Source organism: Haloarcula sp. R1-2 (genome assembly GCF_011627385.1).
In the GTDB taxonomy this organism is placed as follows: domain Archaea; phylum Halobacteriota; class Halobacteria; order Halobacteriales; family Haloarculaceae; genus Haloarcula; species Haloarcula marismortui.
The window spans coordinates 1-26449 of record NZ_JAANTG010000008.1; the positions used below are offsets into that span (position 1 = coordinate 1).

The following is a 26449-nucleotide window of genomic DNA, read 5'->3' on the forward strand; positions in this document are numbered from 1 at the left end:
GTGTACGTCTCTTGGTCGATGAGGGCGTGGTCGGCTTCCCACTCGATATCCGTCGGCGCGACCAATGACCGGTGGTTCTCACCGGGCCGGTGCAGTTGTGAGACGAAGTCAGTCTCGTCGACCTCGTAGTCGGTCCCACCGACGTCGTCGGTGTCCATGCCCTCCGCAGCGTCATGGGCTGTGGCACCCTTGCCGTGCTTGATGAGTTCCCGAGCGGAGTACGTCACCGGAGAGACGGAGGCCGCCTCTTCGTACTCGCGTTCCGACCGGGTTTCACAGGCCCAGTAGTCCTCGGTCAAGTGCGCCAGTTCATGCGGGCTGACCGACCGGCTACGGCACCGAAACATATTGTTGACTGCTCTGTCGACGGTTTCGAGCCGGTCGTGGAGCTTCTTGGCCTTGAACTCCTCTCGCTCGGCGTCAGTGAGCGTGTCACTGTCGAACCGAGTGAACAGCCGCCCAATAACCGGTATCCCAGTCAGGTAATCCGCGATGGAGTCGCTGTTCATCTGGAGGTCGTGAATGTCGTCGTCAGTCACCCAAACGACGATGTAGTACTTGCGCTGGAGTTCAGTCTCAGTCTCGACATTCCCGCTGTCGTCGATGTAGCGGTTGACGAACTCCATGAGCACCCCTCGGAAGATCGAATGGCTCTCCGCGTCGGGGTCGTCGAGTCGGTCGACGTGTGCCTGTATGTGGGACTCGTTGTCGACCTCGGCCGTCGTGACGTGGAGTTTCGCCCGGCCAGTCAGTGACTCGGACAAGCGTGTGAGTGACTTGACGGCTTTGTCCCATTTCTCGTCGTCCTGCAGCGACATATTGGCGGGCTCGACCTCGACCGCGCCGACGTACGCTCCGTCGACGCGCTCAATGCCGTGGGGCATGACCCGCTCTAGTCGCGTGACCTGGCGGGTATCCTGATTGCCCTGACCGTGAGTGTACTGACGCTTTTTCACGAGCCAGAACAGTTTGACCCGCAGCCACTCAGTCAGGCGATAGTGATCTGGCCGGACTTTGTGCAGGATGTAGAGGAAGACTTCCACGACCGCTGTGAGAGCCAACGTTGGGAAGAACAGCGCTGCTGGCACGAACGGCATCCCCATCGCGACGAGGAAGCCAAACGGCGGGATGAGGAACAAGATGAGTTCCCCGAGTGTGTAGTCGCCCCAGAAGTTGGTCGAATCACCGAGCGATTCGTGGATGATGTTCGTGTTGTACTCTTCTTCTGAGTCAGCCATTAGTCGTCATCCTCCTTATGCGGCAAGCCGTCGCGGTACACATCCGGCCCTAATATATCGTCATCAGTCGCAAACACATCCTTGAGCGAGTCGTACGACTCGGACTCATCGGAGTCAGTGGTCTCGGTATCGTTCTCGTCGAAGTCATCGTCGGAGAACGGCGGGTCAGCCTCAGACTCGAACACTCTGGTATCGCCAGAGTTGATCTGCGTCTGGCGCTCCATCTTGGTCTGGGGTTCACTTACTGAGGTGTCGTCGCTCTCGGAGTCGCCAGACGAGCCAGACGAGCCGGACGAGCCAGACGAGCCGGACGAGCCGGACGAACCACCGTTGGTGAACCTGCTGTTGAGGGGACTTCCACCGGACCCGCTCCCACCGCCAGAGGGCGGTGAGCCACCAGACCCGCTGCTGCCACTGCCGCCGCCAGAAGGCGGAGCGGAACCGCCTGCACCGCCTGAGCCACTGCCGCCGGAACCACTGTTGCCGCCACCTCCGGAGCCGTTGGGACTACTGCCGCCACCGGAACCGCTAGAACCGCTCTTCATGCCAGCGGGGTTAGCTGCCATCTGGCGGTGGACCATCTGAGCACCCGTGGCAGCACTGCCGACGCGCCCTTTTGCAGCGCTTGAGGCAGCTCGAATCGTGCCACCTGTCGCCATTGCTGCGCCGGGGCCACCGACCGCGCCAGCGCCGGCTGTCGCCGCCGCACCACCAGCCGCCGCACCGATCTTGAGGGGCTTTTTCCCACCAGCAAGGGCCTGTTCGCTGACTTGGATTGCCACGCGGCTACTGCGCTGGATGAGGACCTTCTGGGACTTTGCCGCCAAGTACAGCGTCACGAGGCTGATGAACAGGGACAGCTCAGAAGCCAGTCCCCAGTTTGTCGCTTCAAAGCTCATGCGGATCAAGATTGCAGGCGGGATGCCTGCAGCGAGGACTCCGGGGTACGCGCCGGCGACCTGTTTCGCCAGTCCCGAGAAGCGGTTCAGCGGCCAGACTTCCACTGCCCAGAACGTCGCAACCAGCGGCATCGAGAGGGTCAGCAGGAAGACCAGCAGCCACCGAGTGATGAAGATGAACGCCGCCTTGAGGTAGACGTACAGTCCGACAACAATGAGGACAAGGAATATTCCAAGGCTGAACGAAGCGATTTCTTGAACTGAACCGATCATTGCGGCGATCTCTTTGTCGGACTGACCGGTTTGGTAGATGATTTTGCCGATAGCGTCGAAGAACTGAGTCCCCAGTGAGGCCACAGGGAGCCAGAAGAACAACGAAAGGAAGGCAACTCCGAGGCGACGTAGGAGTTTCTTCCGGATAACAGGGTTCATTGACCCGTACCTGAGCCCAATCATCGCCAGAACAGAAAACTGGAGAGCAAGAGCTAAACCAACAATTGCGTCGAAGTAGATGCCTGAGATTAGCGAGTTCCACGGGGCATTACTCGCAGACTCAAATGCAATGTCGACGGGGGCTGCTGAATTCGGCCCTTCAGGAGCAGGCGTCCGCACCATCGGGTCGATAATGGCTCGGAAAAACCCGCTCAGATACTCGACTATGTCTGTTCTGAGGTTATCGAGGAAGCCACTGATACCAGCTGCAATTGCCGATGAGAGTTCTCTAATCAGCCTCTCAGCGATTTCCTTCACGATATCCCCAGCAATTCCCGACTGCATTGCTACGTCTCCGTCTCCGTCTCTACTGAGGTAGCAGTGACTTCCTCTGGCTCACCAGCTAGGGTTCGTTTGCACCCGTTACCGGTGCTGTCAAACCTGTCGGTGTATTTGATAGGTTGGGTGATAGTAACCGGGTCACTCCAGAGGAATCCAACAGCCAATTCCTCTTCTCTTACAGTCGTTTCTTCGACTTTTACGCAATGTGCGCGGTCTTTCAGGAGAAAAGTAAATTCGACAATACCGGTTTCACCTGGTTCTATTGGTTCGAACGGTTTGCTGTCTCTTTCTCCATTGAGGATTGTCCGAACCGCTGCTCCGGTTCGCTGGCCCACATTCCGGACAACCACCCCCAAGCTATCGTCGCGGATCTTTTCGTGCTCAGTCCCAGGGACGACTTTCTCAAACTCAAACGTAGTGCCCAGTTCGAGTGGAATTTCAGTTTCGACACCATCCCCACGGAAATAGAGTGTGTGCTGGCCCCGGGGCAATGGCTCGTTGTTATCATCTCCTTCTGTTAGCAATAGGCTGGTCCGAGTCTCACCAGAACTAAAGTAATCGCTGGAGAACTCTCGCCCGGACTCTGTGATGATACTGACCGATGACGGGTCAATCTCATCGGTTACGGCGACTTCTAAGGCCAGTTCATTATTTCTCACCACCTTAATTTTCGTCTCTTCGATGTAGTCGGACTGCTCTTCTGGCGGACCGGCACTTCCACTGTCTCCGTCACTGCTATCAGACAGCCCGCCACTGCAGCCTGCAAGCGTGGCAAGACCCCCGCTAAGGAGTCCAAGCACTGTTCTGCGGTCGATACTGCTGTTTCGTGGTATATCTTGCTTTGTCATGGATTATACCAACCAACAAATTTGCCTCTCGTCCAGACGTCGTAGCCATACAGCGCCAGCACAGCCGGCAACACCGTCAGGAGCGTCACTACAGCGAGGTCAATGAACTCCGCAAGGTCTGGGAGGTTCACTTCGTAGGCGACCCGCTCTTGGGTGTCTCGTACCGGGACAGCACGCCCTTGCTCCCACCAGATCTGAGCCGGGCGATACGTGACTATCGCCGAGGAGACTTCGCCCTGGTCAACGGTGACCGAAATCTCATCATCGCCAGACAGTGACCGTTCGACCCGGGACTGTCCCGTTGCGACAGTGACGTTCCCCGCCGCAATCGGGAAGCCAGCCGTCGGTTCGACCCGGACCAGCAGGTCTGTCGAGTTATCAGTCGAGCTGACGACCTCGGAGGTGATATTGACCTCGCGGATTGGCGTCGGGTTCGTCGAGTCCGCTGGCTGTTCGATGCTGTTCCCACGGACGAGTCCGTTGATTTCGAAGTTCTCTGTTCGGAGTTGTTCCGCACTCCGAATCGTAAACCGATCTGCCGTCGTGAACGTCTCCGAACGGTTGATCCGAATCTCCGGCGGGAGCGTCGTCCTGTTGGTCGCGTTCGCCGTCGTGTTCACAGTCGCATTCGTCGGATACGTCGCTTCGAGCGACGGCACGAACCGCCAGCCGTCGGAACTCTCATTTTGGACGCGGTTGACCGTGACCTCTGGGCCTTCCGTGGTTCGGACAGCGTGGGTTTCGAGTGGTCGTACTGGGGTCGTCGTGTTCTCCGACCAGTTCGCCCAGCCCGGCGGTGAGCGGGTGTAGAACCGCCACTTGCTCTGGACTTCGTATCCCGCGTCGAACTGGACGCTCTGCCAGCTGCCGGGGATTACGGTCCCGATGCGATAGTCGTCGGTCGTGGCCCCTCTGCCGTTGGGGACGACGCCGGGCTCGACGACCATCTCCCGCTCGGAGAGATTTTCCACCCGGACCGTCCGCGAGTCCGTGACCGTCAGTTCGTACTCGTCAATCTCGTCATCGCCTATCTCCGAGATATTCGTCGAGATCGTCGTGACCAACTGGAGTTCGGTGGTCCCGTTGATCTCCGTGTAGTTGAGCGTGGGCTGGGCGGCAGTGCTGTTGTCCATCGTAGTGCCGTTGGCGTACAGCGTCGTGTTCGTCGACGTGTTCAGGACGCGGAAGTCGTCCTCGAAGAACTCCGAGATGACTACCCGGTAGTCGTGAATGGCACGCACGGTCCCGTTCGGACGGACCAGACGCTCCGTACCCGACTTTTTGTGGACGACCGTCGATGGCTCGATACTAAAGAACGCGACGTAGGCGTCACGAATCCAGAGTCCAGAGCGAGTGTCCGTGACGTTTACTGGATACGAGGCGTTCTCGATGCCAGTCCGGAACGAGTCGTGTTCGGGCCGGTTCCACAGTGTTGTGTTTGAGGGCTCGCGAGAAACCATATCTCCCGTGCATGAGGGGAGGACGGCCAGCGTGCCGTTCTCAGCCTCAGCCCGGTCAGCCCGTGTGAGGTTCGGATGATCGGGGTCGCCAGACCACAGCGCACGGAAGAACGTGTGGTTGTGGTTGTAGGACCGGTTCGGGGGCAGGACACCCGCCGTCGCGTTTTCTCCCACTGACGCATTGGCCGGCGGGTTCGAGGCGTTCTCGTAGCACGAGACTTTCGCGCTGAGGTTCCGCCTTGCTCCGAGTTCGACGGACCTGTTCACATCTGTCTGGTTCGCCGCTGGTCCCTGGTCGGCAGACTCGTTGCCTTCGGTTCCGTTGGCTGTTGTCCTGTTGCCTGCTGTCTCGTTGCCTATTGGGTCTCGGACGCTGGAGTCGTTGTTTTCGGTGCGATTCGTCTGTGTTCCCTTGCGGTTGGAGCCATTCGGTGCGGTGGCGTTTTGCTGGAGTACCCCCACGCCACCGTGACTCGCGTCGGTGTAGGAGTGTGCTGTCCCCCGCTCAATCTGGACTGGGTTACTACCAGCGGACGCAGGCCCCGCAGCTGCGGCTGTCGAGAGCAGCGAGCAAAGGGCCGCGATCATCAGCAGTGAGCGGAGTGATGGCATCGTATCTTCAGAATGGCGTCACGCAGTCAGAGAAGCCGAAACCGACGTTGTCCCCGAACTTCGTGATAAGCTCTGGAGCCACGATTGCCAGCACGACGACGCCGAGGCCGACCAGCGAGAGGATGAGGTCTCGCCGGGCCTCGTTTTGCTGGTTCGGGTTGCCAGAAGCCCGCATATACGACAGGCCGCTGCGCCCGACGAATACCATCGTCGCTGGCAGGCCAAGACCAGCCAGTGCGCCAAAGACGACGTTGACGCCGTCCTCGACAGCAGTGTTACAGTAGATGTTCCCGACGTCGGTCTGGCCCATCGCCGAGCCAGCAAATAGCGTGAGGATCAACAGCAGTTGGGTCGCCTGTCGCACGCCGGGCGTGAGCCAGGCGTCAGCAAACCGCCGCTTTGCGTGAGTGTAGAGTGTTGGTTGTGTGGTCGATGCGTTCGATGCGTTGGTCCGTGTTGACATAGATGTCTCTGATTTTGCGGTCTTGCTTGCCCGCCGATTCCCCACCGGTAATCCGCTACCGATTGTGTGTTAGATTTCTAATACTATTGTTGAACCCTATCTTGGATTTGGCAGCAGATTATGACAGTGGGATTAACTAAAAACTTGTGAGACAAACAAACTCTATTTCTATATAATACTTTTGTATTATATCGGGTTGCTTGGCCCGATGCAGTCACTTGATTATTAATGCGTTCTCAGAGTGAAATAAGAGCGGTAAATTAGGTCTAATATAGGATTTCTTATACAGTACAAATCTAGACAATATAGACTATATAGTTGGTAAGTAAATCGAAAGTGATACCAGTTTGCTGACATGATAAGGTATATACGTCTAGTCTATAAATTTATGTTTAAGACAAGACCTGCACCGCTGACAGCCGCAACGGACACAGATATCCTCGACTGGATGAGGTCAGTCGGGATGTCTGACGCTCCTAGCGGTTTTAAGTCACCGGATGTGCAAGTCGCAGGACAGAGAAGACACTACGAGAAAGCAACTTGCCTGAGAACGGACCGGCGTTCCCAGCTCGAACCCGTTGGCGCGGGAATCGCTGGGAACGAACCCTTCGTCTGTACCGGTTCCTTCTCGGCAGAATGGCTTAAGCGTTACCCACCAGCAACAGGTATCCCCAGCCATATCTGCCGCCGTCGAGAGGCGGAGGGTGCTCACTACACAGGATATGGAGCACTACGAACGAGAGCGTACGCATAGAGACATGCGGTCAGCACCGTCCACGAACGACCACCCCACGCAGAATTTTATTTTTTCGCTGTGCGGAGGACTGGAGTGTCCCCCGGGGGTCCCCTGGACCCCCGAAGGCGGCCGTCAGGCCGTCTACCCGCACTGCGGTCCGTCGCAAGACGCAACCGCAGGCGGGGTGGGGGTCTGCACCCCCACCCCACCCACACACCAAGAAGGTGTGTGTGGTGTGGGTGTGAACCCCCCCGCACACACCGAGATGGTGTGTGGGTGCGGGTCCGCCCTCCGGGAGGTGCAGTCCTGATGCGAGACACCTCCAAGCTGGACTGGATGGTTCCTGCAGACGAGTGGGAGCAGTTCCGTCAGCACGTCCACTCCCAATTCGGGGTTGCTGAGGGCTATCTGGGCCGTGAAGCCGAACTCGCGATGAAGCAATACATCGATGCGGACGGCTATGCTCGCGTTGAGACGCTCGTCGACCGCCTCGTCTCAGCCGCCGGCCGCTCTCCGGACCACGCCAGCGAAAAAATAAAATCTGATCTGTCGTCTCAGGAACCGACCCGCATCGGCATCCGTGTCGGGACGCCACTCAAAGAGGAGTTCTGCGCATACGTCGACGAGCACACGGACTACAACTACGGCGTCGCCCTCGCACGCGCACTGAACGTTTATCGGGATGGCGGGCGATCTCGCCGCGTAGAAGACAAGCTCGACCGCGTCGTCGACGACGCCGAATCCATGCTGGGCGAGCTCAATGACGACTCCGATAAGAGTCTCAGCAGCGTCCAGCGCAAGACTATCGCCATCTGCCACGATGTCGGTGAGTCGTTCACTGACGAGGTCCTGAACGAGAGCATCCACAACATCGCCGCCGAGGGACCAAAGGCATCCGACCCAACGCTGGAGAAGTACCGCGACCTCGTGATCGACCGCCTCGACTACGAACGCCACCCGAACAACGAGGAGCTGTGGATCTCTCGCGACCAGGCCGAAGAGATCGCCCCCGACGCAACGCCCGCTGAGTGCCGCCGCTCGGTTGACCTACTGGATACTGACGAGATGAAGCGCCGTCTCATCTACACCGTTGGCCGCCGCGCAATGGCGACGTCCTCAAAGGACGTGACGCTCCCTGAGCGAGAACTTCGTCAGGAGGTGTTCGACGACGAAATTTCGAGACCAGTGATGCATGAAGTGATGCAAGAAGCCGCCGAGCACTTCGGGATCGGGACTGGCAAACCGGACAGACAACAGGTGCTGCGCCTGAATCTGACCGAACTCGAAATCGACCACCCCGATATGGCCCGGACCATCAGAGAGTTCGCGAACGCCGACGGCGACTCAAAGCTCGCTGACAGCGGCGAGACCACGCTGGGCTCCTATGGCGGTGGTCAGCAGCCGGCGGCAATGACTGACGGAGGTACTGTCGCCGACTGAATACTCGCACTGAACCGCTTGCCAGCGCACTCGCGGGCACGCCATTGTGCCGGCTGTTAGCTTCAGCTATGCCGTTCGACGGCTACCGGGAGATGAAAGCTTCTGACAACACCGTCAGATAGCTCGTCAAAGTACCTCAAGTCGTTCGAAGGTAGTCGGTGCGTGGCTCATACACCTCTCCCTTCTGCTTGAGCTTGTCAATCTCGTGTTTGGCTTCCGACTTATCCATTCCAATCCTTCTGGCATCTCGAATCACCTGCTGTACCGGTGCTCCTGCATCGAATCGATCCTCTATATCTGCAATTATCCCCTTAACGTTCTGAATCCGCTCACGCTGAGATGACTCTTCTCCAACGATATCGTCTCCAATAATGAACTGCTGTGGATGGGGCGAACCGACACCGACATCATCGCCGACAACGTCACTGACGGTCTCCATTGTTGCATCGTCATACAGGCTAACTACCAACCGCGCACCTTCCCTGTCTGCTTCTGCATCAACATTGACCTTTACTGAATCTGGCAACTCTTCCGCGAGTGTAGCTTCCAGCTCTTCCTCAGCCTGATAACTCAGTTCTTTAGCTCGGCGCTCGTGCTCAGAGCTGGTCTGCAGGTGGTCGGCGGCCTCTTCGACAAGCTCAACAGCAGAATGGGAATCGTCGTCCGACATATTCGCATAAAAATCCGCTTAGAACTTGATAATTTGCAAACCGAAGTTACCAGCTACCAGCAATTGAGTCTATCAACCGGACACACTCTTCAGTAAATTGGCGGAACCAGGAGCATTAGCGCGATAATCACGACCACATTACAGTCACTGTTTTGTCCCCTGACTGCTGGCGAGTAGGAATGAAGGAGCTATACGAGATTAGTCATCACCATCACTCAGATTTGAAAACAGTCAATTGACACTACACCCATATGTCAGATGAGTTCTGTTGCGGAGAATGCACTAAATGGATCGAAGCGAGCGAGGTTCACGAAACCCTCAAAAATCATTCGTGAAGATAGAGGAGACAGGCAAACCGTCTACGAACATGAATTGTGCGGTATGGTAGTCACCTCTTCTGGCGGATACTAGGACACTTGAGACCCGAATGCCTGATTAGAATTTTTACGGTGGATAGCAAAAGAAGAGCCACCGAGTGTCCAGAAAAGGGCTTAAGATTCAGAGGAATAGTTCTTCCAGCAGAATAGAGAAGCGTTGCTTAACGCGCCTCACCTCAATCTCGGATACTTTTCCTTCTTTGTGGTGAGCCATCCAAATACGCTCCGTATTCATCTGTCGCAATGCCTCTGAGGTGGTCTGCTTGATTTGGCCCGTGTCTTCGATTTCTTCAATTAGCCCTTTGAACCCTTTCCCCCGCCCATAGCCTTCTTCTTCCATCAAATCGCGGTTCTCTATCTCAGCAATATAGCAGATGATAGCCCATTCTATACCGTGGACCATCCGTCTTTAGCTAAGAGGACAACCACATGACAGCGGTGGCTTATCGAGGCTATTTTTCGAGAGGAATGAGGAGGCGACGGCTGTGCACACCAAAGCCTCCTCATCGAGAATCATGCGTCGGCTCACTACACTGTTTCCCTCCGAGTTCCTCGAAGAGCACGCCGAGGAACTCGGCGTGGTCGAGCGTGAAGGGAAGCTTCAGGTTCCAGTTCTCGTGTGGGCGCTCGTGTTCGGCTTCGCCGCAGGCGAGAGCCGAACACTCGCCGGCTTCAGACGGAGCTACAACTCGACGGCTGATGAGACGATCTCACCAGGCGGCTTCTACCACCGGTTGACGCCGACGCTCGCAGAATATCTCCGCGACCTCGTCGAGCACGGCCTCGACGAGGTCGCTGTTCCCGATGCTGTTGACGCTGATATCGACCGATTCAGGGACGTGATGATCGCTGATGGAACGGTGCTGCGGTTGCACGAGTTCCTCTCTGAGGAGTTCCAAGCCCGTCACGAGGAGCAGGCTGGAGCGAAGCTCCACCTGCTCCACAACGCCACCGATGAGACGGTTGAACGGATCGATGTGACCGACGAGAAAACGCACGATAGCACGTTGTTCAAAACGGGTTCGTGGCTGCACGGACGGCTCGTTTTGCTTGATCTGGCGTAGTTCAAGTACCGCCGCTTTGCGTTGATCGATGAGAACGACGGCTACTTCGTGAGTCGGCTGAAGGACAATGCGAACCCAGTGATAACAGAGGAGTTACGGGCCTGGCGCGGCCGCGCCAGGCCCTTGGTGGGCGAACAGATCCACGATGTTGTCGGCGATCTTCACCGACAGTACATCGACGTAGAGGTCGAAGCGGAGTTCAAGCGCAGACAGTACGAGGGAACTCGTTCGCTGGACACGAAGCGGTTCCGCGTCGTCGGCGTCCGCGACGAGGACGCCGACGACTACCATCTGTACATCACAAATCTGCCGCGAGACGAGTTTCTCCCGGCTGATCTAGCAACGGTCTATCGGTGCCGGTGGGAGGTAGAAACGCTGTTTCGTGAGCTGAAGACGCAGTACGAGTTGGACGAGTTCGACACAAGCGATCCGGATGTCGTGAAAATTCTGTTGTACGCGGCGTTGCTGTCACTGCTGGTGAGTCGTGATCTGTTGGATCTGATCACCGAGCAGGCTGCCGATGAGATCGTGTTTCCGCCAGAACGCTGGGCGGCGACCTTCCGGTCGCACGCCCAGCTTATCCTCCACGAACTCGGTGAGTACCTCGGCTACTCGCCACCGCCACTGCTGGAGCGGCTGATCGACGATGCACAGAAGATCCACAAGCAACGACCGATCTTACAGGAGACGCTCGCTACCGCTACGCAACCGAGGTGTGAGTCTTAGCTAAAGACCAATGTACCGTGGACATACGCGCTAATCGCTGGTCGGAAGAGGGAATACCGAAGTGCCTCATCTGCATCATCGGCGAACTGAGTCACGTATGAGCCATATTTGTAGTCTTGGAGCTCCCTACGGAGGTGCTGTTCCAACGTCGGCTCGTGGTTTTCACTACGGGTGAACGGTTCCTGAAGAATACTATATCCGCCTTCTGCAGCAATATCCCGTAGCTCACTCTTGCTTGTCCTTACTGCACTCTTGGGGTCTGCGTCCTCGAAATCTCCACTTAGTTGGCCAATTTTGTCTCGAAGTGCAGGGATGCATTCAACTTCCACGATATAGCCCTCGTCACCGTTGTCCCACGACGTAGGAATGAATCTGAACTTGATGCGATACGGATGGTCATTTCGAGTCCCCCTCAAATTCTCCATGCTCTGTCTATTCTTCGTTTCAGCTTCATTCACCAGCCCAATTTTCTGCTTCAGCCGCCACCAATATCCCGGCGGGGGCTGACGGTTTTGGAGGATATATTCCCAGACTCGTTGACCTTTGTGTAGAACGTCGTATCCGCGTCTTGTCATTACCTCCGCGAGTTGCAGTTGTTTAGAACTGAGAGACGGACTACCGCTGTCCTGAATGAAATAAAATTCTGCTTCGACCTCTATTTGGGCTGGGTCGAGTGAGTTTCCCGTCATCAGTCGAGTAAGCTAAACGAACCCATCGGCTTATTGTTACCCTTGTTTTGATTAAAACACTCGCAGATAATCACGATCACACCGCGGCCACTCTGTTGTCCTTGACTACAAGAAAGTGAAGAGCCCAATGAGTGCTGTGGCCACCTTTCTATCGATACATTCTTCGAAAGAAGCGAAAGAACGTCGGCGAATCGTGTCTGCTACCCTCTGAGAAGGTTCAGTTGTTATTTGAGGTGGATAAGAACACGCTCTGAGATATCACATGGGCTTCGTAACTCCGAGGGGTACCTGATCATGAGTGGCTGAATTTGAGAGATATTCTCCTTTGCTAACTCAGTAACTGATCGTCCCTGTCGCCGTGGACTACCAGACAGATCGGGAGACTTCGAAGAAACACGCTACTAGAAAGGTGGGGTGCGTGATTCGAAAGCTTTCCGCATAACATTGAAACGGACAAACACTTAAAAAGAGACGGAACAGGTGTTATTCCAGGATACCGTTTAATTCCTCAAACAAGTCTTCAAACCGGTCTAACGTATCCGCATCAAGTTGCTCCTCGAAATCCTTTCGGTTTTTCTGGAAATAGGAAGCAGGTCGGTGATGCTCAAACCGTCCATCATTCACCTGCTTATCTTCAAAGAAAAACTCTAATCGTTTCGCAATCCGAGGATGCTGATTCTCAATATCATCCAAGCTCAACTCAGTCGGCACCATCCGTTCTTGCTGGAGCTCAAACCGGTACGTATGATTCACCAGCTCCAAGTAGAACTCCTTTGAGAACAAATCCTCAGTATCACCTTCACTGCCGCCAATGAAATCCGAGACGGTGTACACGTTATCGGTATCAAGGACTCCCCGCGACTCGATATCCTGCAATCGTTGATTGATTCTGCTGTCATCATCCAACATCACTGCTATCTCTAGGTCACTGGCTCCAAACAGTGAAACGAAAGTAGGAACGTTGTCAGCACCGTTTACCGGTACAATCGTCCACTGGTGACTCAACGGAGTCCGATCCTTCCTCTCCAAGATCTCGGACATCACCTGGAAGTACGTCATATCCGACTTACCCTCCACCAAGAGACACTCCGGCCCGATTAACAAAGTACGAATCAAATCGTACCCGAGAACCGCTTGAAGCGGGAATACCGTGTCCTCATCCGAACCCAAGATATCCTCCGAAATCTGCGTACCATCTTCCGGGTCGTCAAGAACCAGTCGTGCCCGATGCAAGTTCCCTGGCTCCAACATAAACGGAGAATGAGTCGTGTACACAACCGGATGCTCCGTAGCCAAGCGTTCGTTGATGAACCGTAGGAAGTCATGCTGAGCTTTTGCGTGCAGATTCAAACCTGGCTCATCCAGTAGCAGAATCAGGTCCCGGTTCTCTGTATCTAAGTCGGAGAAGTAGGACAGGAAAGAGAAGAACCAGATGAAGCCGCTGGAACGCTCATCGAACGAGACACTGACACGATGTCTGTTGTTCCTGACCCGGACGTGCAGTACAGGGCCACTGTTGTTCTGGTTTTGATTCTGGTTCTGGTTTTGCCTGTTATTTAACCCGGAATCTTCATCCGCTCTCTTGAATTGCACCTCCAGATTCGGGCCTTGCGACCAGTACTCAAACACCTCATCCGAGATAAGGTTCGACGAGGCCTCCAGCTCAGCGATAATGCGCTCGAAGTTGGTTGAGTTCCTGATGTCCTGTAACGACAAACCGGCGATAGACAGAAGCGAAAGAAAGGTTTCATCCGAGTCGCTCAAATCGTTTTGGTTCTGACGCTGCATCAATTGAGAGATATCTACCTTTCCGTTCATCAGGGAGTACTCGTCAAAGTAGAAGAACTCAGGTAGCCGAGATCCAAGTATTCCCGAACCGATTTTGTCACTCAACGCTTCTTCCTGGTAGCTCTCCACATCCGTCTTCAACCGTTCAAACTCCTCGCCGCTGGCATCCGACTCTTCCATTCTCTCCGCAAACTCATCAATAGACTCCGCTTCTTCCAGAAACTCAGCATTCTTCCATTGCAGATCCCGTCCCTCAAGCAAGTTACTGCACAACTGCTCTTCGTCAACATCCATCTCCCAGTGAAGCTGGTTCTTGTAGTCCTTTGTAACCGTCACCGACCTATCCGTCAGTAAATCCTCTCCATGCTCCTCTTCGACGAGTTTAACCTCAGAATCAGTCAACTGGAATTGCGCACTTGCTACCGGATCCGGATTTTCTTCGTGCCGAGTATTCTCGTACCGTTTGAATCGTCGTCTAGGATACTCTACCAATGGATCATAATCACCTGACTCATCTACTGGGTTCAACTTCTGCAATGCTTGCAGGAATGCCGTTTTACCGGACTCGTTCTTCCCAACCATACAGGTAACCTGCTCGAAATCAACCCAGCCAGAGTCCTCGATACACTTGTAATTCTGAACCCGGACTTGTTGAAGCTCCATATTATCCCGGTAATTAAACTATCACCACTTAGCACTTTGCTATCAGATAACGTGGAAATGAAGATTTCCCGGCTATGTGTCTCGGATTACTGTCCGAGAGAAGTCTATAGCTGCGCTAATCACATACACTATGGATAGATTGCGAGTCGTGAGTGACGAGGCCGTCCCCTTGATATCAGATATTTGGTACTAGATTTAGAACTTACGAACACAGCCGCCAGAACTCCACACGCAACAAGACTGTTCTCCCCTTAATTGAGCTGTAGAGTCTCTGTACTGTCTCGACGGGCTCAATACATCCACGTAGAACTGAATATTTAAACCTGCATCTACATTCCAACGAACAAATAGATGCCATTGTCCCGCCTCGCTATCTATACTACTGCTCACGGCATTGATTCCGTCGACGATCATCTCGATCAACTCGAAACAAGCGATTTCTCCCCCGAATTCGTCGCCTTAGAGCTTCCGGACGTCGAGGATGTTACCGAGGACATCGACTCATTCAAGCGGAAACTCGCCCGCCAGTCACCCGCGACAGGGCTTGTCTGGTATATCGTCGAGCGCATCAACAAACAAGAATACGAGAACACCGAGGGCACCGCAGACAGAGGTGACGCAGAGTTCCAGGCCGGACGCCAGTATGCCAATCAGCATAATATCCCCGATGTGGCGGTCGACCTGGACCGGGCGGAAGTAGCGAACTATTACGCCACCTGGCCGCGCCGCCTCCGAGATGCTGTGGTCCTCCTCATCGGTATTGCAGTAACAGTAGCTGTGTGGGTCGTCGCTCTACTGCTGGCATTCGGGGGACTCCAGAACCTCGTAGAGTACGGACTCACGAGTCAGGGGATACTCGCTACGGTGCTGGGCGTCGGAGTGGCAGCCATCCTCGGCCACGCTGGACGGCTCCCCACACTATACGCCATCGGCAAAATCGGGTATTGGTTTCGCGATGCTATCCGTGATCTCCGAGACGAGGCGATGTATGAACGACTCAAAGAGATAGCCGCGGAGCGGTCGGCCACGGATGGGTTGCTGATCGTCGGGGCAGGCCATTTCTCGGGAATTTCCGTTCTCGCCGAACAGGATGGCGTGGACTGTTGGCAGATCGAGTCCCCAGCTATCTCCAGATACGATGGCGACTTGGATGGGATATCGCCACAGGAGATGTCGGAACTCGCCGCTGCTCCGGACGAAGCATGATTCTCTTGTTTTTCCTAGACTGGCTCGTCGGATACGCGAATGCCGGTGCCCTCCTGAGCGTTGGTTATCTCGCAGAAATGGAGTTGTGTCTCGAATTTCGGCACCTCGTCTTCCGTGTCAGAGGAGAACGACAGAATGGAGGCTTGAGGCCCCGATAGGCCTTTAATAACCACTCCAGTATCACCAATCAATGAAAGAGCAGGTCGAGAACGCTATCCGCGACATCGACGCCGATGACTGGGAGCAACTCTGCTCCGACATTCTCCGCGCCGACGACTACGACGTCAAACCCACAGCGTCGGGAAGCGGAGGAGACGGCGGCAAAGACGCCTTGATATCCCGCGGTGGACGCAACGGAATCGCCCACTATACCACGCGGAAGAAGTCAGGTACCAAAGCCAAGCTCAAGAAAGATGCAGACAAGGCGGCAGCCCACGACCGGGACTACGACATGTTCGTCTTCATGACGAACCGGAACATCGGCGGTGCGGTTGTCGACGACCTAGTAGACGACCACCGAGAGAAATACGGCTGGGAGCTCAGGGTCTGGCACCGGGAAACCATCCGCAACTTCCTCATGGGCAGCAAACCCGAACTCGCAGCCTCCCATCTCGGTGTCGACCCACGGGCCTCCTATCCCGACGGCAAACAGCAGATCGACGACTACCACGAGGACCGCGTCCAGAACATTGCCAGCCGCGACCGGCTTGACATCCCGCTCGCCGATGGACCGGTCCTCACTATGCACCTGCTTCCGAACGGCCACGACACGGTCCGGTACGTCGACACCCCCTCTGAGTTGCCGCTGCCCCCGATGTACGGCAAGGACAAAAGTGTCGAAAAGGTCCAGGTCGGCGATGGCGTATACTCGGTCGGTGACCGGCTCACGTACATGGGCGACACTTCCCGGGACCAACCAGGGTACACGCGGCTCGACGAGCACGGCCGGTTCGAAGTAGCCGGGACCTCACCCTTCATGCAGGATCCACGGACCGGCGAGGTTGCACTCACTGGCGGGGACATGGAGGTTGACCTCGCCTACACACTCAAGGGCGCACTTCGCTGTCTAAGGTCACTGGAGGTCAGCCCACCGGTCTATCTCTACGTTACGGTCCAGGACGTGCAAGGCGTCCAGCTGCAGAGTTCTGAGGGGAATAGCCCAATGGGTGGCGGTGGGTTCGGGACGGACAGCTATGCGCCGCCAGCCGTCGAAATCTCCGACCTTGACACGTCCGTCCCAGAATTGTTGCGGGAGCCAGTGAACCGAATCTGGACAAAAGCCCGGTGGAATGACGGGTCGCCGTTCTACACTGAGGACGGGTGGAGCAAGCCACGCGGTTACTGAACCAGTCTACAGGACGGTTCTATTCCCGAGAAGTAGATCGACCTCGTACCGCGACAAGTCGCTGTACAGCAGCCGATGTGTGACTGCTTTCCAGATGTCGATCGGTGCCACCTCGGGTCCCAGGTGCTGCTTCACGATGAGCTGGACCTCCTGGGGTGAGACGTCGACCCGGGATATTTTGACTACTTCGCGGGGTCGGAGGCCCCGGGCTAGATGCTGCGAGACATGCCGTTCTTTCGAGTCGGTCGCACCGTTGATTGCCCGCTTGATATCGTCAAACGTGAGGCCGCGGACAATGATCTATCGGAGACAGACTCGTTTCTCGTACCTGTATCCATCATCCGGGCAGCAATCAGTGATAGAGACGTACTAGTGCTCTGTCAATTATAGATTGATAAGGCTAGACGACAACGTAGACGTATGGGAAAAAAGAAGTACACGGTTGATCTGTCGGAAGATGAGCGGGAGGAACTCGAGTCGTTTGTCTCTCATGGCAAACGGAGCGCTCAAGCGATCACTCGAGCCAGAGCGCTACTTCGAGCGGACGAAGACCTCAGCGATCCAGAGATCGCTGAAGTCCTTGACTGTAGTTCGATCACAGCCCAACGAGCCAGAAAACGCTATAATAAGCACGGGATCGCGGGGATTCATCGCCGCGATCCCGACCGCGAGTACGAGCGCAAGCTCAACGGTGAGGATGAAGCTCACCTTATCGCACTCGCTTGTGGTGATCCACCGGATGGCCGCCGTCGTTGGACACTTCGTCTGCTTGCAGACGAGCTTGTCGCCCTCGAAGAAACCGACGTTGAGTCGGTTTCGCACGAGACCGTCCGCAAAACACTCAAAAAAACGAACTCAAGCCTCACCGATCCAAGCAATGGGTGATCCCGCCTGGACAAAGTACCGAGTTCGTCTACCACATGGAAGAAGTACTCTCGCTGTACCAGGAACCGTACGATCCAGATCGACCGCTCGTTTGCTTCGACGAACACCCTGTTCAACTCGTCGCACACGTGCGCGACCCGCGCCCGGCAGAGCCGGGCACGGTCGCACGTGAAGATTATCACTACGAGCGACAGGGCACGAAAAATCTCTTTCTCGCTTCGGAACCGCTCGAAGGCTGGCGAACCGTTACAGTCAAAGACCGCCGGACAACCGAAGACTGGGTGACCTTCATGAAGTCTCTCGTGGATGAGCACTACCCGGATGCGGACTGCATCCGGGTGGTGCTGGACAATCTCAGCACACACAAACCGGCAGCATTCTACGAGTACTTCGACCCAGGCGAGGCACGCCGGCTGTTGGACAAACTCGAATTCCACTTCACGCCAGTCCACGGGAGCTGGCTCAACATGGCCGAAATCGAGTTCAACCGCCTCCAACAGCAGTGCCTTGATCGACGTATTCCGGACGCGGCGACACTCCATCAGGAGGTCGCCGCGTGGAAGAATTCCCTGAATAGCGAGGATACCGACATTGACTGGCGATTCACTTCCGAAGACGCACGGATCAAACTACGGCGACTGTACCCATCAATTGACGATTGACAGAGCACTAGCTGCGACACGAGGCCTCAACGTAATTGACAATCAAGTTGAAAAACTGCTAGAATACGCTTTTACAGATCAACTGGAAGACGAAACCCCGGTAGTCGACTCCATTGAGAAGCTTTGTACAAACAGGCTTCCCAGCGCCGGAGAAAAAACGGTCGAGGAAGATCTGGATGAAGTCGGTACAGAAACTGTCGGCACAATCTCCTCTATCGGACGTAATGCCGTCGATCAAGGATACGGATCGGTCACAGGACACAGCTCTCAAGGTCCGGCTGGAGCTATAGAAAGTAGTATATCTGGATCGGGCAGAGGTAAAATCATGCTATTCTGGTGATGCTTAGAGCGTAAGAATCACGACCAGTGTAGTCTCGGCCGGAGTTTTGTATATAGGGCATGTAGCACCCGAAGTAGGGTATGAGAGTATTTGAAGACGATAGGTAATCTCGGTATTATTGTGACTACTTCCCAAGGCGTTTAATAAATTCGACCAAGGGAGCCTGACCGTTAGTAAGGGGCATGTCCTGATTGCTGCCTTTGTCAGATTGTATATTTATTTGTGGGTTAGCATATATTTTATCCATAGTTTCAATGATAAATTCTGCAATTAGATCATCATTCTCATCACCTATCTCATCTTGTAAAACTTCTCTAAATCCGGTGAGAGACAGAGCCATTCTCGCCTTAAATTCGTATTCTTCCATTAGCCTCTTTTGTCTATTGTAGTTGGATACAGAAAACCAGACTGCGACCGAAATTGGAAGTATTAGTGCAATCTTAGAAACGTTGGATAGCGGATCTGCACTACCATTTATAATATTATAATATAGTACAACTGCTGACCCCAGTAGGAATGCGATAGACAAAATTGATGCTACTTTCCAATATTTCAAGCTCTCTTCTAGCTCGGACTTTCGCTCAGAGAATTGCGCACCAAGCGCTGCGCCAGTTGACTTTTCCAACAATCCTCTCGCAGTTTCCTCTAATTCATTAAGTGCTTCTTGTTTGGTATCTATCTCATCAATTCTATCATCAATCAGATCTTGCTTGTTTTGGATCGTATCATACTCATCATTCAAATCAGAAATTAAGGAATCTGCTTGTTTCGCCACATCAGATAGGTCTTCTTTGGCTTCGTCAGTACCCTCTAACTCAGATATTTTCTCTTCATTAGTGACAATTGCCTCATTTAATCCCTCAAGCTCCTGCTCCAATTGTTGTTTTTTCTGAACTAAATCACTTGGGTTATCAGCATCACTATTATTTAGTCTAGAATCTACTTCTTGAAGTCTCTCCGCTACCTCGTTTTTACGACTTTTCAGTTCCTCTATTTCGTTCTGAAGCTCTAATATGGCGTCAGGTGCATTTGGCATTAGATAATTGGAGTAGAGTCTATTTATTAGGGCTTATCATAATTACATAATCCAGAAGCAGGGTTTTCACTAACTTTCTATAGTCGATTAGACCGTGAGAGCAAAGCAAAGGTTCTCAACTTCGGGCGCGAGAGAAATGACTCGAGCCTTCCGCTGCAATTCTTGACGCCGGGCTTCGATACGTTGCTCAAGTTTGTTGAGCCGTTCTTGTTGACCCCGGATCGCGATGTCCATATTCGACCCAGCCTCTGCTTTCCGCTCGTAGTTCTCGATAAACTCCTCGATCCGCCGTCGTTCAGCTTCCGCATACTCCTCAAGGTCATCTAGTTCTTGCTGGGTCTCCTCTCGGCGGCGTTCGTGTAGTTCCTCTCTTAAGGAAGTAACTTGCTGGCTGATGTACCGGTCAGCGGCTTCTCGAAGCTGACCCTGACTCTGTATCAGCGATCGTACCCGGTCAGCGTCGGGCGACCCTTTGATACTGTCACCCTGAACAACACGCTGACCCATCCGCTGCCGGGGGTCTTGATGGTGGGCATCGACATACACGGGGATCATATCTTCCCGGATTACCTCGCCCGTCCCGTCCTCGAACGTCACGCGGTAGTTGTACGCAATCCCTGGCTCGTCGACGAACGGGAGGAGCTTTAGGCCAACATCGCCGTGCTCACTATCCAGGATTTGCTGCATAAGCCGCTGGACCAGATCATCATCGGGTGAGACGTAGTCGATACCATCGTGGTCCATCGCGAAGTCTCGGCTGAAGGTGAATGGCCCGTACTCCTCGTCCGTTCCTTGACGTAGGGAGCGTGGCAGCTGGGCCCTGTAGAGGTTGCTCCCGGCTTTCTCGACGTTGCCACCGAGCGCCTCGACGCCGCGCTCAACGAACTCGTGGATGTCGGCCTCCGTCCCGTAGACATCCTCGGACTCGTCCATCACCTCCTGAATCTTCTCTCGGCTCTCCCGGTCAAACGTACTCGTGTCGATGAGGCTGCGTTCGTACCACTCCTGGAGCGTACGTTGACGCTCGTCGATGAGCTCCTCGAGTTCCTCCTTGGTTGCACTCGCTGGTTCGTCGTTCTGGATGGACTCCATGATGAGCGAGTCGACGTTGATGTCGTCGAGCATCCCCAACACGTCAGCCGTGTTGCCGAGTTTGCCGCGGATGTTCTCGACCTTGTTCTGGAGCATGTCGAAGATCTCGCCCTCACGAGTGTCCTCGAACGTGAAGTTCCAGACCTTGACCTCCTTGTCCTGGCCGTAGCGGTGGAGCCGGCCGATGCGCTGCTCCAGGCGGTTCGGGTTCCACGGCAGCTCGTAGTTCACCATGATGTGGCAGCTGTGCTGGAGGTCAATCCCCTCGCTCGCTGCGTCGGTCGCAAATAGCAGCCGGGACTGGCCGTGGTTGAATTCCTCCTCGATGCGGGCGCGTTCCTCCTTGTCGACGTCACCGTGGATGACGAGGATCTCGTCGGCCCAAGGTTCGTCCTTCACGAGGTCGAGGAGGTAATCCAGCGTGTCCCGATACTCGGTGAACAGCAGGAGTTTCTCGTCGGGTTGCTCCTCTAGCAACTGCTGGATGTAGCGGCGGACCTTCTGGGCCTTCGAGTCGACGGAGATGCCCTCGGCGAGTGAGACGAGGTCGCGGAGCGTTTCGATCTCCTCTTCGAGTTGCGCATCGCTCTCGGTGACGGTCAGCGCCGAGAGTTCCTCCTCGGCTCGTTGTTTGTCCTCTTCGTCGAGATCCTCGCCGTCGAGGTACGCGGACGCTTCCTCCGAGAGGCTCGTGGAGGTCGACTGCTCATCGACGAGGTCACCCAAACGACGACTCAGCGTCGCTTGGATGGCGCCGATGCTGCTGACAAGGCGCTTCTGCATCAGTGCCATCGCGAACCCGACCGCTGGCTCGTTCAGCTTCTCGGAGCGGTTGTAGACGTTCTGGACGTAGTCAGTAACGGCCCGGTAGAACTGCCGCTCATCGTGGGTCATCTCCACGGGAACGGTGTTGACCTCACGGTCGGGGAAGATGCGCTCGCCGTCATCGTCGTACAGCGTTTGCTTCCCGCGACGAATCATCACGCGGTCGACGGCCTCCTTCGAGAGGTCTTGGTCCTCAGCGACGAGGAAGGGATCGATGTACTCGACGAGCGAGCGGAACGCCTCGCCCTTGCCGTCGTGTGGGGTCGCGCTGAGGAGCAGCAAGGAGTCAGAGTTACCGGCGACCCGTTCGACCATCTTCGACGTCTTACTGGGGGACTCACCCCGTTTGGCGGCTTTGTGTGCCTCATCGACTATCACGACGTCCCAGAACGCTCCCTCGAGGGCAGGCTGGAACTCGTCCTGTCGGAGGAAGGCCTGACTGGTGACCATCTGCTGGTGGTCTTGGTCCCAGATGTTGGCCTCCTCGCCGAGTCGCCGGCGTTCACCCTCGACCCACTGTCGGTCGGCCGGCGTGAGGTCGATGTCGAAGAATCGGTCCATGTCCCGAATCCACTTCTTCTGGAGGTGGGCGGGGACGACGAACAGGACACGGTCAGCACGGTTGCGAGCGGTGAGCTCTTTGAGGATGAGACCCGCTTCGATGGTCTTCCCGAGGCCGACGTCGTCGGCGATGAGCGCGCGTTGGCGCAGCTTCTGCATCACCCAGTTGACCGCGGCGAGCTGGTAGGGTTCGAGGCGAACCAGCGAGTTCGAGATGCTCAGTAGTTGTCCCTGCTCGTGGGCGATCTGAAGCTGAAGGGCTTGCGAACGTAGGTCGAACCACTCGGCCGAGACCAATTCGTGGTCGGGATGTAGCTGTTCGGCTGACGCCGAGCGCAGTTCACCAAGTTGATCGCGTTTTGGCTCGACCTCGACGTCGTCGATACAGACGGTTTTCACGCCGGCGTCTTCGACGTAAGCCCGGAGGTAGTCGAGATCGCCGACGGAGTAGGTCTTAATGACCTCGGCAGTGCGTCCATTGAGGAGGACCGTATCACCGGGATCGAAGTTAGTCATAAGCGGTCATTCCTGCGTGATCGTGACGAAGTTTAGCACGAATTCCTGTGGGAGAACCCCACCGTGGTAGAAGCGAGCATCGGGAATTCCCTGATTGCGGAAGCGCTGAATCGGATCAGCGAGGACACTAATTTTCGTGTCATCGTCAAGGTAGCCGAGATGAGTGTTCTCATCGAGGAGGACGCCAGGTGCATCCTCGTCGATGTCTGTTCCGGCCACCCAACGGCGGGTCACCTGCTCCGCCTCGTCCGGTGGATAGATGCCATCAAGATCGATGCTCTGGGGAAGCGAGACAAAGCCGTGGTCGGCGAGGATGTATGCGCGGTCCCACTCTCCCTGGTCGAGCTTCTCGCAGATGATGTCTGATATCTTCTCGATACGGTCGCTGAACAGCGCCTCGAAGTCGGTTAGCTCTTTTTCACCAGCTTTGTCGAGATCGTTCCAGTAGTACGCGACGCGGGTGTTGCTCCATCCCGAGGCGTCGTCCTCGCTCTGCATGATGTAACTCCAGCCATCGTCCTTCAGCATCTTCTCGCGCTGGTAGTTAGTGATCTCGCGGCCGTTGCGTTCCGGAACGAGTTCCCCGTCGTCAAGTTCGATGTTGAAGCTGAACTTGCTCCCGGGTGTGAGTGCTGCCTTCCCAAACTCAGTATCCGAGGGGAGTGTTCCGACCCACGCGGTCTCGTCGACTTCGAGGCCGGGGAGTTCACGACGGACAGATTCTGCCAGTTCGTGAGCGAGGTCGAAACGTAGCGCGTCGACGATGAACAACGCGACGCTCTGGCCACTTTGGAGGTGTTCTTGCTCTTGGTCGAAGAACTGGTGGGCGTAGTTTTCGCCGACGAACGGTGAGCCTGCCTCGATCTGGTCGACGACCAAGTCGCCGAGGTCGCTGAGGTAGTCGAGGTAGCGTGACTCAGTCAACGACGTGCGCAGGTCGTCGAGACTCGCCGTCGCGGGATGCTCCTCGGGGAGACCGTGCTCGGGCTCGCCCGAGATGATGAGGTTGAACACGGCGTTGTCGATTTGCCAAGTCCCATCGTCGACGTCACCGTAGAGGTCGACGACGTCAGTCGTATCGCCGCGTTCTTCCCATGTTTCGAGTTCGTGTGCAAGCTTGGCAACCTCGACAGCCTGGTTCCAGACGCTCGTCCACGGGACGTCACCGTAGGTCGTTTCGAGACGCTGGTAGCGTGTGGCCGCTCGGGTCGTACACGTCTCGTACTCCCCGTCGTGGAACGCTTGCAGCCACTCGTTCCAGAGTTCGTGTTCGAGCGAGGCGTCGACGGGACAGTCGGACAGTTCCCACGGGTCGTCGTAGGACCGAAGGATGTCGTGCCAGAACTGCGCGTCCGGATCGAGGTACACGTGCGCCAGCTCTTCGGCCCGTTCTGGGTCGACCTTGCTCAGTAGCGACTGGAGTTCAGGTCGAGAGATTCCGAGTCCCGAACTGGACTCGGGTCGGTATTCGGCGTCGAGGAGCGACTTGTCGAGTCCTTCTTCGACGAGCCATTCGGCGACGGCCCAGCGCCGCGTACGCGTCACGAGCACGTCCTCGTCGGTGACGCCGTCGACGGCGGCGACGCCGTTGTCGATCAACAGATCGCGAATCTGTAGCAGTTCGCCGGTCTCGTCGGGAAGGTTCTCGGCGCCGTGTTCGAGAACGAACTGAACCGGGTCCTCGTGGCCATCGAGGACGATCTTCGTCTGGAGGCCCTGGAGCGTTGGGAGACCGCCATCGCCGTTGAGTTCTTGGAAGAGCGTTTTGGCGACCTGTTCGCGGTCACCTTTGCCGACGTCCTCGTAGGCCGTGCGGATCGACGCCGCCTGAATGCGGTCGTTCTCGAAGCAGCGTGCGGCGAGCTTGCCGATGTGCGCTTCGACGACACCGCCGGTGTTCTCGACATCCTTGAACCAGTCTACGTCGTCGCTGTGGGCCTGTGGTACGTACCAGACGGTTCGGTCTCGGGGTGCGTCGGCGCGCAGCTCAAGTGGCGTCTGTTCGGCTGCGTGGAACTCACAGCCCAGCGAGTGGCTTACGCTCTCGACGACGTCGCGAAGGTAGCCACCGTCGTCCCACCAGAGCACGACTGGGTCTTTGTCGGCTGCCTCGTCGATGGCAGTCTCGATGGCGTCTTCAGCACACTGCGGAAGGGTCTTCGTTGCGGGCATAATTATCGCTTCATGCCGTCCGTTGGATAGTTCACTTGGATACTTGGAATTAGCTGAGGAGTCAATTGACTCTCAATCAACGTAGGACACCGACACAGATGAGCATCATATCCCATATGAGGTTGATTCGTACACTAAAGGACCCACACAATTGCCTTTAATGTACCTCAACAATCAGAGAACCACGACTAAACTGGCGGTGAAAACGAGATGGAGAACTGACGTCCTTCGGAACTCGATATTCAAAATTGTCTGTGTCTCTCTGCGGTGCTGCGGCCCTTGGACAAATAGAACGGCAGAAAGGGTAACAATTTGAAGTCCAGTGAGTCTCTTATTGATAGAAAAACTGTCAAATTATGCGATTTGCTGAGGATTTCAATAGAGACTAACTTTCTGGTTCATCTCCAAGTTCCTGCCTTTTCCTCTGCTTCTTCAGCTAGTGATCTTGTATCCTCAAGTTCTGACCGAGCATCTTCGATCTCATATTTCGTTTGTTCAACCTCATCTCGGATCTGGCTTATTTCACGGTAAACAAGGTAGACAATTCCCCAGTCAGTTACTAAGCCTACAAACGTCAGAGAGTAACCGGCGAGCGGATAGTCAATCCGTAGCTCAGTACCCACTAAGATCAATATCGCTCCGAAAAACAGGATTCCTGTTTTTGCCTTGAAGCTCCGTTCAATCGCCCACTCTAGAATTGTTCCTCGTTTTGTCATACCTCAATTCAACCGTAGGAATTCTAAAAACCTCGGGGACCTCGGAGGTCACCAGAGCGCCTCAAAATAGCGTGTTCTCGTCGTATTCTATGGTTGCAGCGTCAGGTAGAATCTCATCGAATACGTGTCTAACATCCGGATCTGCCTCTCCGGTCATTCTTACGTACTCGTCGTCCCATTCTTGAGCAGCGACTCGAAGTCCGTCATGCTCCTTCGCAGATTGATAGACCGTGTGGATTACTTTCTCAACGTCGAATGGGCCACCGTAATACGGGATGTGGATCTCGAATCCATCTTCCTGATCTGCAGGGTCACGGCGCGTTAATGCTGAATCGTAGTTGTCCCAATGGTCGATGAAATGGAAGTACAGCTCTTCGAGATCGTCTTTCTGGGACTCATCGTTGATCCCCGGAGTGATCTCAAAACAGATGATATGCTGCCGGTTTCCCGGTATATGGGCCGTCTTGAGTCCTTTCAGGTTTTCACTCTTGTAGGACCCCTCGCGAACCGGATTGCGCATAATCCGGATGATTTTCTTCCGGTACGTATCGAAGGAGCCACTCTGTTTTAGCTCTTGGACGGTGGCTTCGAAATCCCGATCCCAGTTGATGTCCCAGGGAGTATCCGTCGGAATTTCACACATCCA

17 protein-coding genes and 2 pseudogenes are annotated in these 26449 nt (G+C 55.4%); 5 read left to right on the forward strand and 14 right to left on the reverse strand.

The genetic code is table 11. The features are described from left to right. The 5 genes and pseudogenes from G9C82_RS20015 to G9C82_RS20035 form a co-directional block, all read right to left on the reverse strand. Positions 1 to 1238: pseudogene (locus G9C82_RS20015) on the reverse strand (conjugal transfer protein); the annotation flags it as partial. Further along, positions 1238 to 2914 carry a hypothetical protein gene (locus G9C82_RS20020; protein WP_127015169.1) on the reverse strand — a complete coding sequence of 559 codons (1677 nt, stop codon included), beginning with the start codon at positions 2912 to 2914 and terminating at the stop codon, positions 1238 to 1240. The pseudogene G9C82_RS20015 and the gene G9C82_RS20020, both read right to left, overlap by 1 nt. Positions 2915 to 2916: 2 nt before the next feature. Beyond that, positions 2917 to 3759: a hypothetical protein gene (locus G9C82_RS20025; protein ID WP_127015170.1), complete on the reverse strand. Its 843-nt coding sequence runs from the start codon at positions 3757 to 3759 to the stop codon at positions 2917 to 2919. Beyond that, positions 3756 to 5831, reverse strand: coding sequence for a hypothetical protein (locus G9C82_RS20030; RefSeq protein ID WP_127015171.1), 2076 nt, complete (start codon positions 5829 to 5831; stop codon positions 3756 to 3758). The genes G9C82_RS20025 and G9C82_RS20030 overlap by 4 nt, the downstream gene beginning before the upstream one ends. Before the next feature lie 7 nt (positions 5832 to 5838). Continuing rightward, positions 5839 to 6294 (reverse strand): pilin, encoded by a 456-nt coding sequence (locus G9C82_RS20035; protein ID WP_127015172.1) that lies wholly within the window; start codon positions 6292 to 6294, stop codon positions 5839 to 5841. A gap of 1045 nt (positions 6295 to 7339) precedes the next feature. On the opposite strand from G9C82_RS20035, the gene G9C82_RS20040 reads away from it, so the two are divergent. Then, the gene (locus tag G9C82_RS20040) at positions 7340 to 8470 is read left to right on the forward strand and encodes a hypothetical protein (protein WP_127015173.1); all 1131 of its coding nucleotides are present in this window, start codon (positions 7340 to 7342) and stop codon (positions 8468 to 8470) included. 136 nt (positions 8471 to 8606) lie between these two features. Here G9C82_RS20040 and G9C82_RS21130 read toward each other — a convergent pair whose 3' ends face one another. Then, on the reverse strand, positions 8607 to 9140 hold the full coding sequence (locus G9C82_RS21130; protein ID WP_058997938.1) for a hypothetical protein: 534 nt from the start codon (positions 9138 to 9140) through the stop codon (positions 8607 to 8609). 498 nt (positions 9141 to 9638) lie between these two features. Continuing rightward, positions 9639 to 9857 carry a hypothetical protein gene (locus G9C82_RS20050; protein WP_127015174.1) on the reverse strand — a complete coding sequence of 73 codons (219 nt, stop codon included), beginning with the start codon at positions 9855 to 9857 and terminating at the stop codon, positions 9639 to 9641. A gap of 175 nt (positions 9858 to 10032) precedes the next feature. On the opposite strand from G9C82_RS20050, the pseudogene G9C82_RS20055 reads away from it, so the two are divergent. Further along, positions 10033 to 11307, forward strand: a pseudogene (locus G9C82_RS20055) (IS4 family transposase). Here G9C82_RS20055 and G9C82_RS20060 read toward each other — a convergent pair. Together G9C82_RS20060 and G9C82_RS20065 are read right to left on the reverse strand one after the other, a co-directional pair. Further along, on the reverse strand, positions 11304 to 11996 hold the full coding sequence (locus G9C82_RS20060; protein ID WP_127015175.1) for a hypothetical protein: 693 nt from the start codon (positions 11994 to 11996) through the stop codon (positions 11304 to 11306). The pseudogene G9C82_RS20055 and the gene G9C82_RS20060 sit on opposite strands and share 4 nt — an antisense overlap. 483 nt (positions 11997 to 12479) lie before the next feature. Then, entirely contained in the window at positions 12480 to 14447 is a 1968-nt protein-coding gene (locus tag G9C82_RS20065; protein ID WP_127015176.1) for an AAA family ATPase, read from the reverse strand. A 351-nt stretch (positions 14448 to 14798) separates the two neighbouring features. On the opposite strand from G9C82_RS20065, the gene G9C82_RS20070 reads away from it, so the two are divergent. The 3 genes from G9C82_RS20070 to G9C82_RS20080 all read left to right on the forward strand — a co-directional run bounded on the left by G9C82_RS20070 (position 14799) and on the right by G9C82_RS20080 (position 18545). Next, positions 14799 to 15653: a hypothetical protein gene (locus G9C82_RS20070; RefSeq protein WP_127015177.1), complete on the forward strand. Its 855-nt coding sequence runs from the start codon at positions 14799 to 14801 to the stop codon at positions 15651 to 15653. Positions 15654 to 15843: 190 nt separating this feature from the next. Next, positions 15844 to 16998: a restriction endonuclease gene (locus tag G9C82_RS20075; RefSeq protein WP_127015178.1), complete on the forward strand. Its 1155-nt coding sequence runs from the start codon at positions 15844 to 15846 to the stop codon at positions 16996 to 16998. A 420-nt stretch (positions 16999 to 17418) separates the two neighbouring features. Next, positions 17419 to 18545, forward strand: a protein-coding gene (locus G9C82_RS20080; protein ID WP_206508225.1) for an IS630 family transposase whose coding sequence is annotated in 2 segments (ribosomal slippage) — positions 17419 to 17842 and positions 17842 to 18545 — 1128 coding nt in all. Because the reading frame shifts where the segments join, the coding sequence is not laid out codon by codon here. A 464-nt stretch (positions 18546 to 19009) separates the two neighbouring features. Here G9C82_RS20080 and G9C82_RS20085 read toward each other — a convergent pair. From G9C82_RS20085 to G9C82_RS20105, 5 genes are all read right to left on the reverse strand, one after another. Continuing rightward, positions 19010 to 19921: a hypothetical protein gene (locus G9C82_RS20085; RefSeq protein WP_127015179.1), complete on the reverse strand. Its 912-nt coding sequence runs from the start codon at positions 19919 to 19921 to the stop codon at positions 19010 to 19012. An 87-nt stretch (positions 19922 to 20008) separates the two neighbouring features. Continuing rightward, complete coding sequence (locus G9C82_RS20090) at positions 20009 to 22915, reverse strand: helicase-related protein (protein WP_127015180.1); 2907 nt, start codon at positions 22913 to 22915, stop codon at positions 20009 to 20011. 6 nt (positions 22916 to 22921) lie between these two features. Then, entirely contained in the window at positions 22922 to 25087 is a 2166-nt protein-coding gene (pglZ, locus tag G9C82_RS20095; protein ID WP_127015181.1) for a BREX-5 system phosphatase PglZ, read from the reverse strand. 398 nt (positions 25088 to 25485) lie between these two features. Next, complete coding sequence (locus G9C82_RS20100; RefSeq protein ID WP_127015182.1) at positions 25486 to 25803, reverse strand: hypothetical protein; 318 nt, start codon at positions 25801 to 25803, stop codon at positions 25486 to 25488. A 61-nt stretch (positions 25804 to 25864) separates the two neighbouring features. Next, positions 25865 to 26446 carry a hypothetical protein gene (locus G9C82_RS20105; RefSeq protein ID WP_127015183.1) on the reverse strand — a complete coding sequence of 194 codons (582 nt, stop codon included), beginning with the start codon at positions 26444 to 26446 and terminating at the stop codon, positions 25865 to 25867. Positions 26447 to 26449 lie beyond the last annotated feature (3 nt).